General features: G+C 35.5%; 17 protein-coding genes. 8 read left to right on the forward strand and 9 right to left on the reverse strand.

The annotated features are described in order from the left end of the window. Positions 1-15: 15 nt before the first annotated feature. Complete coding sequence (locus tag JCM9157_RS07085; RefSeq protein ID WP_035663372.1) at positions 16-822, reverse strand: alpha/beta fold hydrolase; 807 nt, start codon at positions 820-822, stop codon at positions 16-18. Between the two features lie 237 nt (positions 823-1,059). Here JCM9157_RS07085 and rlmN point away from each other — a divergent pair, with 237 nt between their 5' ends. Beyond that, positions 1,060-2,121, forward strand: a complete 1,062-nt coding sequence (gene rlmN / locus JCM9157_RS07090) for a dual-specificity RNA methyltransferase RlmN (RefSeq protein ID WP_035663374.1) — start codon at positions 1,060-1,062, stop codon at positions 2,119-2,121. A 97-nt stretch (positions 2,122-2,218) separates the two neighbouring features. Here rlmN and JCM9157_RS07095 read toward each other — a convergent pair whose 3' ends face one another. After that, the gene (locus JCM9157_RS07095; protein ID WP_035663375.1) at positions 2,219-3,277 is read right to left on the reverse strand and encodes a sulfite oxidase; all 1,059 of its coding nucleotides are present in this window, start codon (positions 3,275-3,277) and stop codon (positions 2,219-2,221) included. A 437-nt stretch (positions 3,278-3,714) separates the two neighbouring features. On the opposite strand from JCM9157_RS07095, the gene JCM9157_RS07100 reads away from it, so the two are divergent. From JCM9157_RS07100 to JCM9157_RS07110, 3 genes are all read left to right on the forward strand, one after another. After that, positions 3,715-4,884: a ParM/StbA family protein gene (locus tag JCM9157_RS07100; RefSeq protein ID WP_035663376.1), complete on the forward strand. Its 1,170-nt coding sequence runs from the start codon at positions 3,715-3,717 to the stop codon at positions 4,882-4,884. A 12-nt stretch (positions 4,885-4,896) separates the two neighbouring features. After that, complete coding sequence (locus JCM9157_RS07105) at positions 4,897-5,505, forward strand: hypothetical protein (RefSeq protein ID WP_035663377.1); 609 nt, start codon at positions 4,897-4,899, stop codon at positions 5,503-5,505. Between the two features lie 229 nt (positions 5,506-5,734). Beyond that, positions 5,735-7,501 (forward strand): methyl-accepting chemotaxis protein, encoded by a 1,767-nt coding sequence (locus JCM9157_RS07110; protein ID WP_035663378.1) that lies wholly within the window; start codon positions 5,735-5,737, stop codon positions 7,499-7,501. A gap of 51 nt (positions 7,502-7,552) precedes the next feature. Here the strand turns inward: JCM9157_RS07110 and JCM9157_RS07115 are convergent, their stop codons facing one another. The 4 genes from JCM9157_RS07115 to JCM9157_RS07130 form a co-directional block, all read right to left on the reverse strand. Then, a complete protein-coding gene (locus tag JCM9157_RS07115) occupies positions 7,553-7,816 on the reverse strand; it encodes a hypothetical protein (protein ID WP_035663379.1) in 264 nt (87 codons plus the stop codon). A 527-nt stretch (positions 7,817-8,343) separates the two neighbouring features. After that, positions 8,344-8,946: an alkaline phosphatase PhoX gene (locus tag JCM9157_RS25680; RefSeq protein WP_268870925.1), complete on the reverse strand. Its 603-nt coding sequence runs from the start codon at positions 8,944-8,946 to the stop codon at positions 8,344-8,346. Beyond that, on the reverse strand, positions 8,874-9,782 hold the full coding sequence (locus JCM9157_RS25685; RefSeq protein ID WP_268870926.1) for an alkaline phosphatase PhoX: 909 nt from the start codon (positions 9,780-9,782) through the stop codon (positions 8,874-8,876). Before JCM9157_RS25685 ends, JCM9157_RS25680 begins: the two co-directional genes overlap by 73 nt. Before the next feature lie 133 nt (positions 9,783-9,915). Continuing rightward, positions 9,916-10,638 carry a hypothetical protein gene (locus JCM9157_RS07130; RefSeq protein ID WP_035663382.1) on the reverse strand — a complete coding sequence of 241 codons (723 nt, stop codon included), beginning with the start codon at positions 10,636-10,638 and terminating at the stop codon, positions 9,916-9,918. 158 nt (positions 10,639-10,796) lie between these two features. Here JCM9157_RS07130 and JCM9157_RS07135 point away from each other — a divergent pair, with 158 nt between their 5' ends. From JCM9157_RS07135 to JCM9157_RS07145, 3 genes are all read left to right on the forward strand, one after another. Beyond that, complete coding sequence (locus JCM9157_RS07135; protein ID WP_035663384.1) at positions 10,797-11,225, forward strand: disulfide oxidoreductase; 429 nt, start codon at positions 10,797-10,799, stop codon at positions 11,223-11,225. After that, on the forward strand, positions 11,226-11,693 hold the full coding sequence (locus JCM9157_RS07140) for a thioredoxin family protein (RefSeq protein WP_035663385.1): 468 nt from the start codon (positions 11,226-11,228) through the stop codon (positions 11,691-11,693). Between the two features lie 333 nt (positions 11,694-12,026). Continuing rightward, complete coding sequence (locus tag JCM9157_RS07145; protein WP_235714841.1) at positions 12,027-13,106, forward strand: GGDEF domain-containing protein; 1,080 nt, start codon at positions 12,027-12,029, stop codon at positions 13,104-13,106. Between the two features lie 53 nt (positions 13,107-13,159). Here the strand turns inward: JCM9157_RS07145 and JCM9157_RS07150 are convergent, their stop codons facing one another. Further along, positions 13,160-13,864, reverse strand: coding sequence for a Dps family protein (locus JCM9157_RS07150; protein ID WP_035663388.1), 705 nt, complete (start codon positions 13,862-13,864; stop codon positions 13,160-13,162). Between the two features lie 106 nt (positions 13,865-13,970). Further along, positions 13,971-14,525, reverse strand: a complete 555-nt coding sequence (locus JCM9157_RS07155; RefSeq protein ID WP_035663389.1) for a YpiB family protein — start codon at positions 14,523-14,525, stop codon at positions 13,971-13,973. A gap of 127 nt (positions 14,526-14,652) precedes the next feature. Here JCM9157_RS07155 and JCM9157_RS07160 point away from each other — a divergent pair, with 127 nt between their 5' ends. Beyond that, positions 14,653-15,081 carry a GNAT family N-acetyltransferase gene (locus JCM9157_RS07160; RefSeq protein WP_035663391.1) on the forward strand — a complete coding sequence of 143 codons (429 nt, stop codon included), beginning with the start codon at positions 14,653-14,655 and terminating at the stop codon, positions 15,079-15,081. 63 nt (positions 15,082-15,144) lie between these two features. Here the strand turns inward: JCM9157_RS07160 and JCM9157_RS23290 are convergent, their stop codons facing one another. Further along, complete coding sequence (locus JCM9157_RS23290; protein ID WP_052013002.1) at positions 15,145-17,070, reverse strand: triple tyrosine motif-containing protein; 1,926 nt, start codon at positions 17,068-17,070, stop codon at positions 15,145-15,147. Positions 17,071-17,357: the final 287 nt, after the last annotated feature.

Consider the following 17,357-nt stretch of genomic DNA (forward strand, 5'->3'; position numbering starts at 1 on the left):
TTCTATAGTTCGGACTTAGTTGTTTACTAGATAATCTTTTATGAGGTTAATGGTTTCTTCTGGGTGACTTAAATGTGGGCAATGACCAGTCGCTCCCATATATTTTAATGTGCTGTTAGAAAGATGCTGGTGCATGTATTGACCAACTTCTTCAGACGCAATAATATCGTCGCTACACTGTAAAATAAGAGAAGGCGTTTGTACCTTTTTCAAGTCATCGCGGTTATCCGAAAAGAAAGTAGCTTCTGCGAATTGCCGGGCAATGATAGGGTCGGTAGAGCAAAAACGATCTTTAAGATCGTCTGTTATCTCAGGGAAATTAGTATTGTTTGTTACGGTTTGAGCAAACATAGTTGCCCAGCCAATGTAATTTTTCTCCATCATATCTAGTAAGCCAATTAATTGCTCTTTTTCAAAACCACCAATATATTTTGGTGGATGATTTAAGTAACAAGGGGAAGGTCCAATCATGATAAGTTTAGAGAATAATTCAGGCCTTTTTATTGAAGCTAGCATTCCAATAATACTGCTAACGGAATGGCCTACAAATATAGCATTATTAAGCTCTAATACGGAGCCGATATCTATAATATCTTGGGCATACCCTGTTAATTCACTGTATTTTCCTGAATCGTAGGCACTCAAGTCTGAATTACCAGAGCCAACATAGTCGAATAAAACTACTTGGTAATCTTCTTCAAATGCTTTAGCAACGGTTTTCCAAACAGTCTGATCACAACCAAAACCAGGAGCGAATACCATTGGCTGACGACCTTTTCCGTTAATTTTAACATTGTTTCGACTAAGAATATATTGATCCATAGGTAGACTCCTCCCTGACATGATAATCTTAACTTTATTATATGAGGTTTTCTATGTAATTGTATAGGAAACTTATTTAAAGATGTGAGTTTTCATGGTGAGAATAATTGGTAAGAGAGTTAGTAGCTTTACCTTGTTTAAATTAAAAAAATTTGGGACAATACTATAGAATTGATAGTTCAGATTACTTGAAGTAGAATGAAAAGACATTTTCATGGTTGAAAAGAGGGTAACACAATGAATAAACCATCCATTTACGGATTAACGAATGAACAGTTAACAGCGTGGTTATTAGAGCGTGGACATAAAAAAGGCAGAGCGGCACAAGTTTGGGATTGGTTATATCAAAAAAGAGTAACAAGTTTCTTTGAAATGAAAGATGTTAATCAAGATTGCCTTAAGGTGTTAGATGAACATTTTTCTATTCAAACATTGTCTGAGCATTTAAAACAAGAAGCTTCTGATGGAACGGTTAAGTTCTTATTTAAACTTCACGATGGTAATTTAATCGAAACGGTTTTAATGAAACATAAGTACGGCTTATCTGTCTGTGTTACAACTCAAGTTGGTTGTAATATTGGCTGTAGTTTCTGTGCGAGTGGACTTTTAAAGAAAGATCGTGACCTTTCAAGTGGTGAAATTGTCGAACAGATTATGAAAGTACAACTTTACCTTGATCAAAAAGGTGAAAATGAGCGAGTAAGTCATATTGTTGTAATGGGAATAGGGGAGCCTTTTGATAACTTCACGAATATGGTTGATTTCTTGAAAATTGTTATTGATCAAAAAGGATTGGAAATTGGTCCAAGACATATAACGGTTTCGACGAGTGGACTTGCTGATAAGATTTACGAGTTTACGGAGTTAGATTTACGTGTTAATTTAGCGATTTCATTACACGCACCTAACAACGAGTTGCGGACAAAGATTATGAAAATTAACCGTGCAATCCCATTAGAAAAACTAATGCCAGCCATTGATTTTTATATTGAAAAAACAAATAAACGAATCACACTAGAATACATCTTATTAAAAGATGTTAATGATCAAGTTGAGCATGCGCAGGAATTAGCCGATTTGATTGGGGATATGCGTGCATATGTAAACTTGATCCCTTATAATCCGGTTGACGAACACAGTCAATACCAAAGAAGTGATGATAAAGCCGTTCTTGCCTTTTACGATGTGTTAAAGAAGAACAAAATCAATTGCGGTATCCGTGTGGAGCACGGTACAGATATTGACGCTGCGTGTGGGCAGTTAAGAAGCAAGCAAATGAAGAAGCAACCTCAAAAATAACAAAAAGAAACCAAATCAACGTGATTTGGTTTCTTTTTGTTATAAGATCCAAGTGGTAACGCCTAACAAGTTATCAACATGTTAATAACTAGGGAAATTATTCTATTTTTACTGACACTCGATCAGTAGCATTATAACCATATCCTTTTCTGTTCCAAAATGGAGATTCAGGTTGTACGCGTCCATGCGAATCTGTAGCTTTCGATAAGAGAGTATACTCTCCTGTCTGCCAGACAACCCACTCAAAAGACCAGGATACCCAACCATAACTTTCTTTCTTTTTTAATAGAGCGTTTGACCAAGTTATTCCACCGTCTGTGCTAATTTCAACTTTTGAAATATACCCCTTTCCAGTCCAAGCTATTCCAGTTATCTGTATTTTTCCTGTCGATAAAATTTGTAGATCAGTTGGCTGTTGAATAGAAGAATTTACATTTTGAACTGTAACAGGAAAACTATCATTATCGTTATTCACATGTGGATAAAAAACATAATCTTTTGTTTGAAAATGTCCACCGAACTCTTTATCAGCTAATTTAATATGTTTAAGCCATTTAATTGAAGCCATGCCGTACCAATTAGGTACAATCAGTCTTAAAGGGAAACCGTGTTTATAAGGAATCGGTTCGTTGTTATATTCATAAGCTAAGATCGTATCTGGATGAATGGCTTTATTAAGTGGCAAGCTTCGAGAGTAGGGGAGGGGCTGGTCAGTACTAGGTTGTGTTCCCATGTCATGGCTTTCAAAGATTACCTCCTTAACTTCTTTTTTTATTCCAGTCATTTGCAACAACGTTAACAGAGAAACTCCTTTCCAATAACCATGACTCATTCCTCCTTTTTCCCATTGTTCCCCAAACACTTTAGGTTGAAATAAACTTCGCTTGTTGCCTGCGCATTCTAGAACAACCTTTATCTTCTTTGATGGGAGTTTTCTTATATCTTGCATAGAAAAAAGCATAGGAATATCAACTAAACCACTAATTGAAAGCCAATGATTTTGATAAGTAAAAGAGGGATAAGAGAAATGATTCCTTAAATAAAAGAACTTAGCTGAAGTGACATCTGTTTGAACAAATGAGATCGGTGTTTCTTTATTTTCTGGAGTTAAACTATGTGTTTTTCTTGTTGGGTTACTCTTGATGGAGTCAGACATGAAAACCTACCTCCTTTAGGTAAAGTGTGGTTAGTGATAACTATGCTAGGAGTGTATGTCTTCATGTATGTATTTCTATTTGGGGTTTTAATGGTGGGGGAGGGGAGAAGATAGAGTGATATGTAAGGTAGTTAAAAAGGAGTAGATTAGGGAATATTTAACTATTTTAAGTGTGGAATTCTAATGTATACATAAAAGTATACAAGTTTACAAATATGTAAACATTATGTTTACATTAATGTATACAAGTTTACAAACAAGTATGCATGTTGTTGTAGCAACGTGTGTACAAATTGTTATTGTTGTATACGTTTTTGTATACATGTATTCAAAATTGAATACAACTTAAGGCTGATTGACGAATCTACTACTCTATTATAATCTGTAGTAGGTGGGATAAAGTTGAACCCCTCTAATTTAATAAAAGGTGTGGTTATATGAGTAAAAGTAGAATTGCTGCAATTGACGTAGGTAACGATTCAATTAAAGCGTTATTTGGACAAGCTGATTTTGAATTAAGTATTCCGAATGTAATTGCTAGAGATACAGAAGATAGACCTGTAATTGGAATAGAAGAATTAAATGACAAAGATCCTTTAGAGGGAATACATATTAGAGTTCACTCCCCTGCCCTGAAAGAAAACAATGTCATTTATCGTGTTGGAAACCTGGCTACTAAAAGTGACAACCCATCAGAGTTAGATCCAGGAAGCAGTAAATCAGAAGAAGATCAAACTTTAGTCATGTTGTTTGCTTCATTAGCATTAGATGCTGTTAGAGAAGAAAATAAGGATATTTTCAAAAAGAATAATAACGTAGTAGATGCAAACTACACTCTTGGAACAGGACTTCCACTTCGTGAAGTAAAGGAAGGTAAAGATGTAGGCTATAGATCACGCTTATTAAGCTCTGTTCACCAAGTTGAATTTTTAGTAACACCAAAATACCAAGGCTTAAAAGTAAATATTCGTTTCGATCAATTAAAAGTGTATCCAGAAGGTTTTGCTGCTTATATTAACTTGGTAATGGATAAGAATTTAAACATTATTAATAGAGATTTAGTAGATAAGCGCATCATCATTCAAGATATCGGTGGTCTTTCAACAGATATCGCGGTTATTAAAAACCGTAATGTAGATGATGATAAAGCTCAAGGTTTCAATTTAGGTGTGTCTGAATCACTTGAAGCGATTCGTGAAGAAATTAGAACAAAACACGGTGTGGAACTCGACAGCCGTAGAGATGTTGTTGAAATTTTAACGAAAAAACAAGATCGTAACCATATTATGGTTAAAGGAAGTCGTACGAGTGTTCATGATATAACGGACCGAATTCTTGTTGAGTTAGCGAAAAAGCAATACCGTCATCTTCGCAATGTTTGGCAGAAGAACTCGCAAACAGAAATTGCTTATTTTGTCGGTGGCGGAGCGATGGTGTTAAAAGATTACTTAATTACGTTAAATAACAACTTAGATGGATATAATATTGGGTTTTTTGAAGATGAGAAAGAAAGTATTTGGATGATGGCAAATGCTTATTATAAGTTGATTGCTGCTTTTGATAGAAAGAATGTAAAAGATTCCGAGAAAAAGGCCGTGAAAAACTAGTAGGGTGATTTGATGACAAAAAAGGGGACGACGGGAATACAGAGAGGGCAGGCGATAACATTCCGTCTCCCTTCTGATACACCTGATCACATCATAAAACAATTACAAAAATTAAAAGAAACAGAAAGAAGAAACTTCTCTAGTAAAATCGCTGAATTCACGATTGAAGGGGTAAGTAATACTTTAACTAAAGAAAGAGAAACGGTCACAATTCCGCTTCCGAGGCAACTTAGTAAAGAACAAAGAAGTTGGCTTAAACACTCTCACTCTGAATCGTTATTAGGAAGTATTATCTATCAACTATTATGCGATCCAGTCCGAGCAACATCGGTACTAGCTGCTTTAAACAGTAATTCATTTAACATTGATGAAGCTCTTTATCTTCAAGAAAATCAAGATCTTGAAACAGAAGAAGTAGAATCGGATTATACTGAAGATGTTGAGGATATTTTTGAAGAAGAAATCATCTCAAAACCTAAAGTATCTGACGATGATTTAATGAATTTTGATTGGGGCAAAGTTAAAGATGAGGTTGCTTCCACTCGAGAAGAGGAAGAAGCGGATTCGGAAGAAGACGGAGAAGATTTATTGGGTGACTTCTTAGCACAAATGAATAAATAGGAATCTCTTTTAACCAGCGTAATCGGTGATACCGAAGACGTTGGTTTTTTGTTTAGCTAATTTCGAATGATTATTGCAGATAGATTTCTTCTATTCCTATTCATTAAACGGTTTTGTATATACCATTAAGTAAAAATAGTTCTTTTGTATTAGGATAAAAGCTAAAGCTTTTGTCGATCTTTGCCGATAAGTAAGTATATACAAAATTTTCAGAATGGGGGAGAGGTATATGAAAGCGCTTCAAATAAAAGGGTTAACTAAAAAAGTTCTAATGTTAAATGTTCTCATTTTAATTGTTGTTTCATTATTATTTGGTGTTACCAGTTATAAATTTGCTGAAAAACAATTAATTGATGCAGGAGTTCTTGATTTACAACATTCTATTAATGGGAGTTTAGCTATTTTAGATAGTTTAAACAACCGCGTTGTAGCTGGGGAATTAACCTTAGCTGAAGCCCAGGAAATGGCTGGAGTCTATTTAGCTGGTCCGTATATGAATGTTGAGGAAAAGACTAGAGATTATAAAAAAGCCGCTTTTTTATATAAAGAGCAAGGCTATATGTTTGCTTTTACTAATGATCATGTTGCGGCAATTCATCCAATGGGACTTGAGGGAAGAGATTTAACAGATTTACAAGATGCGAATGATAATTATTTAATTCGTGAACTTGTAGCTGCTTCAAAAATAGAGAATCCTAAAGACCGTGTCCATGTTTATGATTGGATAAATTCAGGAGAAACGGTAGCAAGAGAGAAGTTAGCTTACACTGGTTTCTATGAGCCTTGGAACTGGATGGTTGGAATTGGGGCTTACACAGAAGAGTTCTATGAAAATACTGGTATTTTAAAGATAATGTCTTTACTAGTCAGTGTGTTAACGTTACTTGCAGGGTCAGTTATTTATTATCTATTTATAAGAAGCTATTTGAAGAAAATTCAACTTTTGAATCAAAGTGCTAAGGAAATAGCAGCAGGAAACTTAGCTGTTGAAATACCTGAAATACAGTCTAATGATGAAATAGGTGAGCTTGCTAACTCATTTAAAGAAATGACCTACACGATTAAAGGCTTGTTAAATGAAGTTAATCACTCAAGTGATCAACTTGCAGCGGCTTCGGAGCAGTTAACAGCTAGTGCAGAACAAACGAAATTTGTTACAAATGAAGTTACAGTGGCGATGCAATCCATTGCAGCATCAAATGAAACGCAAGTTCGTAGTATTGAAGAAGGGACGACTTCTTTAAATGAAATGTCTGATTCAATTAATAAGGTAACTGGACTTGTAGTAAATGCGGCAGAGCAATCTAATAAGACAGCAAAAGAAGCAGAAAAAGGCAACAAAATGATTGGTCAAATCATTAATCAAATGAGTTCAATTACACAATCTGTTCATGATTCATCAACGGTGGTAAAGAAGTTAGATGACCGCTCTTCAGAAATTGGTCAAATTATCCAAGTGATTACAGGCATCTCAGATCAAACCAATCTACTAGCTTTAAATGCAGCAATAGAAGCGGCCCGAGCAGGAGAACATGGAAAAGGTTTTGCTGTAGTTGCTGATGAAGTTAGGAAATTAGCAGAAGAATCCAAGCAATCAGCGAATCTTATTTCAGAACTAATCAAGGAGATTCAAGCTGATTCATCCGCTGCAATGGAAGTGATGTCAAGAGGAACAGGTGATGTTAAAGATGGTGTGACTCTTGTAAACGAAGCGGGTGACTTATTCGGACTCATTTTACAATCAGTTAAACAAGTGACAGAAGAAATCCAGCGTGTTTCTGGTTCTGCTCTTCTGATTGATCAAAATACAACGAAAGTAAAAGAAACCATTGAATTGTTGGAGGATATTGCAAGACAAACGGCAGCTAACTCACAAAACGTTGCTTCTTCTTCTGAAGAACAGCTAGCTTCAATGGAAGAAATCTCAACATCAGCAGAAGCGTTAAGTGAAATGGCGCAAGACTTAAGCCATTTAATTCAAAGATACAAGTTATAAACGGGAGGGTTATCGAAAAGTCTGTAGAACTTTTCGATAATCCCTTTTTGCTTATTGTTGGTTAGATAATTGCTGCAAAGCTTGTTTTTGTTGTTCTAACTCAGACTGAACTAAGGCAACCGCATCTTGGTTATCAAAACTAGAAGCTTGCTTAAGAGCGTGTTCCGCTTTTTCAATTGATTGATACGCTTGATCAATCAATTTTTCATTAGGGTGACTTAGTGCCTGACTGACAGCGTTTTGAACGTGCTCGACAGATTGCTGTGCTTGAAAAATTTCATTTTGAGCTTGTAAGCTAGAAATATTATTTTTCATTTAAACAACTCCCTTCTTCTTTATGTTGCGCTTTATCTTGATTTTTTATAGGAAGAGGGGATTTTTTTTATAAGCATATTTTGAGAAAGTTTGTTAATAAGTGAGTTTAATAAAGATACTGCGGTTATATCGCTACATCCCTTTGCTTTCGAGGCCATTAACCACCCTTTTCCATTGGCCTTCCTCGCTTACAGCGGGGAGGTGCCGAGCCTCTTTGGCTTTGCCTATGAGGTCTCGATCAAACCTCTTATTCCCATAATAAAGAAAAGAAAATGAATTTAATTCAAATTAGTCATTCATTTTAAGAATAACATTGCATTTTTTACAGTTTGTACAAGCTAATTTCTTTGTATGACTAGAAGTTTGAGAATTTGAGGTAGGTGCTTCTTTTGTTTGACTTGAACTTAGTGTAAGCATATTAATTCTCCTTTGAACAATAATAAAGAGGAAATGGACTCACAAAGAAAATGCTCTTTATGAGTCGACAAGAGTTTAAATCGTTTTTTCAATCACCCGGTTAATTTATTCTAAATTGTAACCCCATGTCTCTCTAGTGCAGCGGCTTCAAGAATGGAAATTCCTTGTTCTTCTGCAAATGCTGTTAGCTTGTCTGTTACTTTAGGAGCAAAGCCTGCAGGTGGAGCAGCGTGATTCATCGTGCGTGCACGTGCAGCATTTCTGCGGGCAAAAGGTCCCCAAATAGCAAGAGTTAAACCTGGTGTTTGAATATTAACAAACAATGTCTTACCATCAGGGGAGAAAACAGGACCCGCAAATTCTTCGCCATTTAAACGGTTATATGCAAATGGGTAGACATTGCCCTCTGGTGTTAATCCAATAATGCGGTCAGGGCCTGATCCATCTTCTGCAATCCACAGATCTCCCCAAGGAGTAATCGTGATATTATCTGGAGCTCTTAAATCATTGCTGTCGGAAGACTCATAAAAAAGCTCTAGTGTATTCGTTGAAGGGAAGTATCGATAAACTCGACCATGTCTGCCTGAACCTGCATTCGTATCATCGAACCAAAATGCACCTTCTGAGAACCAAGCTCCTTCTAAACGGCTAAAACGAATGCACCAAGTGCAGTGGCATCTTCTTTTGCACGTTCTGGGTTCACTTCCTTCCAAACAACCCCGAATTTTTGACCAGATGCAAATTGGCTTGCTTGATTGGAAGGTAACTCATCAAAAGCAGCAGCTTCTAACTTTCCACCTTTTTGTAGGGACCCAAGCTTCTGACTTCGATCATATGGAGTAAAACGATAAAAGAAACTTGGACTATTATCTTCGGTTAAGTACCAAACTCCTGTCATCGGATCGACTGCACAAGCTTCATGAGAAAAGTAACCCATATCACGAATCGGTGTTCTAGACATTTCATTCTCAGGATCAAGTGGATCGACTTCAAAAACAAAACCATGGCCCATATTACGAGTTTCTTCACATGTTAACCACGTTCCCCAAGTGGACGGCCCTCCTGCACAGTTACGAATGTTACCTGAGTTCGAGACATATTCACTTATAACCTCCCGATTTGGTGAAACAACAAGGGCGGTAGTCCCACCAGCAGCGCCTTTACTCCATGGGTTTTTCCCATTTACTGGGTATTGGTGATTTGTGCCACACTCATGATTACGTACGAGAATGGTTGTGTTTTTCTCACCTTTGAAAGCAGCCATACCATCCATTAATCCTGGGATACTGTCTCCATTTGACATCGGATCTCCTGTACGTGAAATGATTTTATATTGAAATCCTCTTGGAAGATCGACAATTCCGTTTGGATCCTCAACTAATGGACCGTATCCACCAAAACCACTCGTAGGATTTCCTGCTGCAGCTGCAGTCTTTGTTAAACCATTAAAAGAAAAAAGCCCAGTTGTTCCAAGAGTTAAAGCTAACGTACCAATGCCACCCATTTTTAAGAAATCACGTCTGTTTAAACCATCATTACCAACGTTCATTAAACATTCCTCCACTTGTTTGTATGAAGTATGATCTAGGAGCTTGTCTAATAAGAAGATAACAAAGCCAGTTTAAATAGATGTTAAGTATGTGTCAGGTGTTTATGTAATGTTTGAAAACATTTTGTAAAGATCACCATTCGAAAAAGAATTTTAACGTAATAGTAAAAGATGTATACGCAATGACTCCAAAAGCAAATGTCGGAAAATGAGCTTCCTGATTACTAGGGAGTTCATTTTTTAATACATTTAAAATCATTGCACCAGATACAAAAGCAAATATGAGAGAATCGGCTAATGAACCTAATGGTATAAATGTGCCAATAAATAACCCAGCAATTATAGAGAAGACCATAATAAAACGTCCGTATTTGAGATAAATCTCTTGGTTTTCACGCCACAAATCATGAGATACTGCAATGAAGTGCAAGCCAACTGCTGCTGCATAGAAAAGAGCTTGGATGCCTGTTACATGAGAGGTAATAACCGTATAAACAATAAATAAGTTGTAAAAAGCGAAAAAAATAGTTTGCGTCCATAATAAAGGTTGTTTTGTTTTTACTTCTGTTTTTCCTAACTGACTTAATTTTGTTTGTAGACCAAAAAAGGTTAGTAAGCCAATTAAACCGATAAAGTAAAGTTCGGAACTCATTGTTAGTTGATTTTCAGTTTGTTCAAGTGATTGTTGCTCTCTATGCATTGAAGGTAAAATATAAACAAAAACATAAGAGACCGCTAATCCACCTGAAAAGGAAAGCCAGCGTAGCCGCTTTATCTTTGCTGTGGGGATGATTTTGTTAGCTAATAAATAAATACAAATGAATAGTACAGCAATAAAAAGAGCTGACAATTCCATTAAGCTCACTCCTAAAAAACGACTTATTTGAAATATTCCTTATTCGTCGTAAAAGAAAACCTAAAATTTGTTAAGCTTGGAACTTGAAAAAGTAGCTTGTATTTTTGTTTTTTTGTATAATGAGATTTGAATCTCACATAGAAAAAGAGGATGAACTCATGAAGAATAAAATTGAAAATATTACGATTGTTGCTTGGGTTACCTCTCTAATTGCTACATTAGGTTCCTTATATTTCTCTGAAATTAGACTGTATGAACCTTGTACACTATGTTGGTACCAACGAATTCTCATGTATCCGTTAGTTCTTATCTTAGCGATTGGTATTTTGAGAAAAGATGCGAGTGTGGCTATTTATTCTGCAGTATTTTCATTTGTAGGATTTTGTCTAGCAAGCTATCATTATGCAATTCAGAAAATCTCGTTTTTTGCTGAAACGGCGCCAAGCTGTGGAAGAGTTCCTTGTACAGGGCAATATATTAATTGGTTTGGTTTTGTCACGATTCCGTTTTTAGCTTTAACCGCTTTTGCTATTATTTTCGTTTGTAGTATCTTGATAATAAGAAGAATGAAAGGGGATTTAAAATAAATGAAAAAAATCCTAATTTTTGGTGGAGTTGTTTTGCTGTTATTTGTTTCGTTAATTGTGGTTAATAATGCACAACAAACAAAAAAAGCTGAAGGAAACCCATTTGGTAAAACTCAATTACACCCGGCAACTCTAGATTTATTAAACAATGAAAACTATCAAAATATTATTTTACCAGTTGAATTAGAAAGTCAACTTTCTAACGAGGAATCGGTAACGGTATATTTCTATAGTTCTACTTGTCAATTCTGTAAGGAGACAACACCTCGTCTAGTACCACTTGCCGATGATGCTGGCATTAATCTTGTGCAATATAATCTTCTTGAATTTGAAGAAGGGTGGAATCAATACAACATAGATGCTACACCAACTGTTGTTCATTTTGAAAATGGGGTAGAAAAAGAACGCATCGTTGGAGCAGCTACAGATGATGATTTCAAACAATTTTTTGATAGAGTTTTAAATTAAAATAAAAGAGGCTAGGACATAACTAAAGTTTTTAAATGAGCGTAGAAGAGCCTTAGCGGAGGAAATATACGTGACTTCTGCGGGATTAAGAGGTAGACCACTAAAAAAGGTGAAATAAACCTTTTTCAGTGGTCTTATTAAGAGGCTCACGAGCCGCGCGCGGAAAGCTAAGTGTATTTCCGGAGCATTTGCTACGCTGTTACCCTCTTTTCGTTCGAATGTCTCGTTATTAAAAACTTATTATCCTAGCCTTTTTATTTTTTTCTGCTATAGCATCTTCCACATTTTACCCTTATAATAGGAATAAAGTAGTAGTTATGGGGTGTGGAGATTATGAGTATAATGAAATCATTTCTTAGAAAAGCATATCAATCAGACCATATATTAGAAATCATTTTTTCTTCATCCCGTTGGTTTTTTCTAGTAGTGTCAATTCTTGTTTTCTGGTCTCAATACGAAGAAGGAAAAACGAGTCAATTGTATTTATTTGTATACCTTGTGTTATTTGGTGTTATATATATGGCATTAGCAGATCTTTGTCTACATAAAGCTCCAATTAGGTCAAAATGGTATACCATTATGACTAAAGGTAGTCCGGTCTTTGATTACATTGCGTATTTGGCTTTAATAGCTCTTACTGGAGGTATAGACAGTCCACTATTTCCAATTGGGTATTTAATCATCTTACATGCCTCCGTTTACTGGAAATTTACAGGAGCTTTAATCACTTCCGTTTTACTTATGTTGGGATATTCAGGTGTGTTTGTTATTCAAGGAGCATTTGATTTAGAAACGGTTACCTATTTTATTTCTCAACTAGTGTTTTTATTTTTAGTTGGCTTTATTGGCGGATTGATCGTTTCAAGAGAGCGGCAGCATTTTCTAGATAAGTCAGTACTAGAAGGGATCGCAAACAGGGACTTTTTAACTAACTTATTGAATCACCGCTCTTTTCAAGAACACTTAAAAAAAGCGTATGAACAAAAGAATAAATTTTATCTCGTACTAGCTGATGTCGACAAATTTAAGCAGGTAAATGACAAGTATGGGCATGTAGTAGGGGATCAGGTTCTACAAAGGATAGCTACTATATTAGAAGAGACTGTTTCTGCTAAGTTTGGAAATGCGTTTAGATACGGGGGAGAGGAATTTGCTCTCATCTTATATAACGAAGAGGCAGTTGTGAAAGCAATACTAAGTGAAATGAAAGATAAAATAGCAGCTGAACAATTTATTGTTGAAATTGGCTCATTTTCAGTCACAATGAGCTTTGGTTGCATTAAACATAAGGAAGAAACACCACTTGAATTGATAGAAGAAGCCGATAAGTTACTTTATACTGCAAAAGAGCAGGGAAGAAATCGAATTGTTTTTCAAGATGAAAAAGAGCAAGTAACTCAATTATGCATATGATAGGTTGATGCAAGAAGGGGGCAACCCTTTTTGCATCATTTTTTTATATGAATTTATTGCTTAAGATTTGGATTGAGGTTGCGATTTGAGGCAATATCATTTTGACCATCCAGTAGGTGAGTCATACCACGAACAAGAGAATCATCCTCTAAAAGACTCCATAGGTGATAACCAAGATCCTCGCGCTTCAATAAAATGTCTTCTAATACTTGAACGGTACCAAAGTCATTTAGGCTGTGAGCACGTTTGATGGTTTTTCTCATCATCCCTTGAATTTTAATTTCATGTTCTAAATCATTACGAAGATAATCTCGCATTGTGTAACGACCTTCGACTTCATGCTTGATGTATGAGATTTCATGTTGGGTAACAGGATGAGCAGTGGGAACGACACCGAGCCTAGCGACACGTTCGCCAACCCTATCAATATGATCTTGAGTGACGTCGATGTGTTCATCAAGGATGTGGTGTAAGCTACCAAATGATTCTGCACCTTCTGTAAGCCAGTGGTGTTTTGTATATTGGTGCAAGGCAACATTTAAAGCACAAAGGTGTTCATCTAACATTAAGCCCATTTCCAAGCGAGTCTCATAAGGGAGGCTTATACCCGAACCTTCTTTACGTGCTGTTCTGGGTTCTTGTCTTAAGACCATGTCATTTGGGTGGTTTGATTGGTGACCAGGCATAGCCATGTTAAACCCAGTTTGGTTCAGTTTAAATTCATCATGTGAAAAACCTTGGTTATCATGTGTTTCCATTTGAAATCCTTCTTTCGTATTTGATTTGTCAATTTTAGTATGTTGTTATTTTTTATCAGTATGCGCAAGGAAAAATAAAAAAGAGAACCACAAGGGCCCTCTTAGGTTATTTTTTTTCTAATTCTTTTAATTGTTGTAATCGTTCAACTAACCTATTAAATAATTGTTTATCGTTCTGATCTAAAGCTTCATCAATTTGCTCACGAACTTTTTTAATTTCCTGGTCAATAAGTGTTTTTTCAATAAGCAAGTTCGTTTCATTAGAGTATTCTTCAAATTGTTTATAACGAACAAAGTAATCTCTGGACGGTTCAAGTAGCTGAAGGAAGCGTTGATTCGACTGTTTACCGTAAAAATGAAGAATTATATTCAATTTGTCAGCTGGTTGATTCATTAAATCCCCAAGTGCTTTAGAGACATCTTCCGTTTTTCTTTTTCCATTGTAATAAACAAAACCTGGTTGATCAGATTGCATGCTGGATATGACTATCGTCTTTTCTCCTTGTTTAATAGAGTTAGTGAAACTAAGATTTTCTAGAATCGGATGTTGTTTAACTAAGTAATCTATTAATATACGTGCGTCTTTATGTTTTAGCTGATGATGTTGAAGGAACCATTTCAAGAAACTGCTTTTCTCTGCTGTGGAGACCCAATTATTCATTTCAATCACCCTACATTTGTCTTTCTTTTAGCATAACACGTACAGCTAATTTATCAATGAAGATTCAATAACCAATGCTTATTGAATGAATACAATATTGAAAACACAAATAAGAAGGGGATTAGAGATGATTAGAAAAGCTACTAATCTAGATTTGCAAATGATTCAAAATCATGCCGCGATTGTACAACAAGAAGCGACATTAGGTTATATGAGTGGAAATCCAGCTTTAATTAATTTTGATATGATGAATCATTATAAAGGAGAATATTATGTGATAGGAGATCATCAATCAATTCATGGTTGGATTTTATTAGGAGAAACTCCATTACCATATGAACATGAAATAGTTGGAATGGTGTTAGAGCTTTATGTGTTACCACAATGGCGGAAACATGGATATGGAAAAATATTAATGCAATATGCAATAGACTTTTATAAAAGAAAAGGATTTAAACGCGTGCAGTTAAATGTCTTTTCTGGCAATCCTGCAAAAAATTTATACGATTCACTAGGTTTTCAAGATGTATCAACATTAATGGAGCGAAGAATATAATTATTGTTTCACGTGAAACGAAAAAAACCTGCTATGATTGCTCATAGCAGGTTTTGGGTTTTGTTACTCATCTATTTCTTTAATAGTATAAGTTTGCTCCAAGGTAGCCTCGAAGTCAGGAGAATTTTTGCTCTTCACTAAGACTCTGATAGTGTAATCACCTTCCTCTTTAGGAGTCTCCCAGACAACACTGTTTGAAGAAGAGTAGTCTTGAAGTGTTCTCCAAGTAGAGCCGTCTAGAATTTCAAATTTATACATGAGCTCTGACCCTCCAGTTGCAGTTGCGCTAACCGTCAACATCATACCCGGTTGGTGAACGAGATTTGCTGGAGCAATGTCTGTTAGGGTAACAGGTGAATTAATAATATATTTCAGCTCTTGTGATGCATCAAACTTTTCTTTGGAGAATTTGTGTTTAACTTCTATCTTTAAAATATATTGTCCACCATATTCAGGCTTCCAATCGTAAGTGGATTTGTTTGAGAAATCTTGCACCGTTTTCCACTCTGTTCCATTATGAATTCTAAATCTGTATAGATGGTCTTTATTGTTTGATGGTGTAGAAATGACAATATTCGTTTTGGTGAATTGTGGACTTACTTTATTTGTTTGGATTGAATCAATCGTTGCTTTCTTAAAGATAACATAATTCAGTTCTTTTTCATGATCGAAAGATTTGGTTGATGATTTATGTTTTACTTGAACTTTTAACTTGTAAGAACCTTCATTCATTTGTTTCCAATTAAACGTAGAATTAGAAGAGAAGTCTTGCACCGTTTTCCACTTAGAACCATCATGAACAAGGAACTTGAAAAGGTTATTTTTATTGTTGTTTGACTGAGCTGTTAATTGTACCGTAGCATCGCTAGGACTTGGACTTGCTAAATTCGTTTTAAATGATGTAACCTTGGCTGGCGCATAAACAGTGTATTTCATCGTTTTCTCTGAATCAAATTTTTTCTTAGAGAGTTTGTGTCTTGCTTGAACTTTAATTTTATATGATCCTTCTTTTGTTGGTTTCCAATTAACCTTTGCATTGGAAGAATAGCCTTGAATGGTTTTCCACTTTTCACCGTCATAGATGGAGAACTTATATTCATTGTTTTGACTGCTATTGCTTGTAGCTGAAATCGAGATGTTCTTATTGGTCGGTTGTGGACTCGAGACACTAGTAGCCACATTTTTTACACTAGCTGGTGAGAATACCGTGTAATTAAACACTTTTTCATCATCAAAAGCTTTTTTAGAATTGCGACTTTTCACCTGAGCTTTAATTTTATATGAACCAGCTTTAGTTGGCTTCCAGTTAACGGATTTACTAGTAGAGTAGTTTTGTATAGTGGTCCATTTTTTTCCGTCATAAACAGAATACTTGAATAATGGGTCTTTACCTGCTGAAGTAGTTGCTGTGAACTTTACTGATGTATTTGTAGGTTGCGGGCTCTTTACTGAAGTAGTGACATTGTTTAGTTTGCTGCCAACATTATATCCGTGTGAAGCAGCGATTGAATCGAAGGTTTTACTTGTATTTGTAATGATTACAGTTGTATTTACGGGTACTTGATCAAATAACCAACGAATTTCATCGTTATGCATTCGAACACAGCCAGCACTTGCATAAGTACCAATTGAGTTAGCGTTGTTGTTTCCGTGAATCGCATAAGTTGTTCCATTGGTCCCACGAGCATTTAAACCAAGCCAGCGATCACCTAATGGATTATTGGTAGCGCCACCTGCTATATTCGCTTTATAGTAAGGGCGATTTTTAATTTTATTGACGATTTTAAATGTTCCTTCAGGAGTGTAACCACTTTGTCTACCTGTGGCGACCTTAAACGTCTTCACAATCTTTCCATTATTATAATAAGCTAGTTGATTAGAAGCCTTATTAATAATAATTAGTTGATTGCTAGAGTTAGCAAAAGTCGGTTGGCTAAAAAGAAAAAAGGTAGAAAATACTAGAATAAGTAAAACGGTTAATTTTTTCATCATAAACCCCCATAAATGGTTATTATCTACTAAAAATTATAAGACAAGGAGGGACAAGGAATTTGTTGAAAACTGAAGTCGAAAAGTAAAATGTTTCGACTGAAAATATGGAACTATTTGTAAAACGAAGCAATTTGCTAAAATGTTTCATCGTTTCATTTCTATTTTTGAAAGATGATGTAAATACATAGCGTTTTAAGAAAGAATTTGTAAGAAGTAACATTTGAGAATGACGAAACTTTGTTATATGATGTTTCTTAAAGCTTAGAAAAAATAAAGAAAAAGAG

The organism is Halalkalibacter akibai JCM 9157 (assembly GCF_000513135.1).
In the GTDB taxonomy this organism is placed as follows: Bacteria; Bacillota; Bacilli; order Bacillales; family Bacillaceae_D; genus Halalkalibacter; species Halalkalibacter akibai.

Excerpts from the sequence above, each read along its gene's own strand:
- JCM9157_RS07130 (WP_035663382.1), bottom strand. The coding sequence starts at position 10,638 with ATGGAATTGTCAGCTCTTTTTATTGCTGTACTATTCATTTGTATTTAT.
- JCM9157_RS07110 (WP_035663378.1), top strand. The coding sequence starts at position 5,735 with ATGAAAGCGCTTCAAATAAAAGGGTTAACTAAAAAAGTTCTAATGTTA.
- JCM9157_RS07105 (WP_035663377.1), top strand. The coding sequence starts at position 4,897 with ATGACAAAAAAGGGGACGACGGGAATACAGAGAGGGCAGGCGATAACA.
- rlmN (WP_035663374.1), top strand. The coding sequence starts at position 1,060 with ATGAATAAACCATCCATTTACGGATTAACGAATGAACAGTTAACAGCG.
- JCM9157_RS25685 (WP_268870926.1), bottom strand. The coding sequence starts at position 9,782 with ATGAACGTTGGTAATGATGGTTTAAACAGACGTGATTTCTTAAAAATG.
- JCM9157_RS07095 (WP_035663375.1), bottom strand. The coding sequence starts at position 3,277 with ATGTCTGACTCCATCAAGAGTAACCCAACAAGAAAAACACATAGTTTA.
- JCM9157_RS07100 (WP_035663376.1), top strand. The coding sequence starts at position 3,715 with ATGAGTAAAAGTAGAATTGCTGCAATTGACGTAGGTAACGATTCAATT.
- JCM9157_RS23290 (WP_052013002.1), bottom strand. The coding sequence starts at position 17,070 with ATGAAAAAATTAACCGTTTTACTTATTCTAGTATTTTCTACCTTTTTT.
- JCM9157_RS07145 (WP_235714841.1), top strand. The coding sequence starts at position 12,027 with ATGAGTATAATGAAATCATTTCTTAGAAAAGCATATCAATCAGACCAT.
- JCM9157_RS07085 (WP_035663372.1), bottom strand. The coding sequence starts at position 822 with ATGGATCAATATATTCTTAGTCGAAACAATGTTAAAATTAACGGAAAA.
- JCM9157_RS07115 (WP_035663379.1), bottom strand. The coding sequence starts at position 7,816 with ATGAAAAATAATATTTCTAGCTTACAAGCTCAAAATGAAATTTTTCAA.
- JCM9157_RS07160 (WP_035663391.1), top strand. The coding sequence starts at position 14,653 with ATGATTAGAAAAGCTACTAATCTAGATTTGCAAATGATTCAAAATCAT.
- JCM9157_RS07155 (WP_035663389.1), bottom strand. The coding sequence starts at position 14,525 with ATGAATAATTGGGTCTCCACAGCAGAGAAAAGCAGTTTCTTGAAATGG.
- JCM9157_RS07140 (WP_035663385.1), top strand. The coding sequence starts at position 11,226 with ATGAAAAAAATCCTAATTTTTGGTGGAGTTGTTTTGCTGTTATTTGTT.
- JCM9157_RS07150 (WP_035663388.1), bottom strand. The coding sequence starts at position 13,864 with ATGGAAACACATGATAACCAAGGTTTTTCACATGATGAATTTAAACTG.
- JCM9157_RS07135 (WP_035663384.1), top strand. The coding sequence starts at position 10,797 with ATGAAGAATAAAATTGAAAATATTACGATTGTTGCTTGGGTTACCTCT.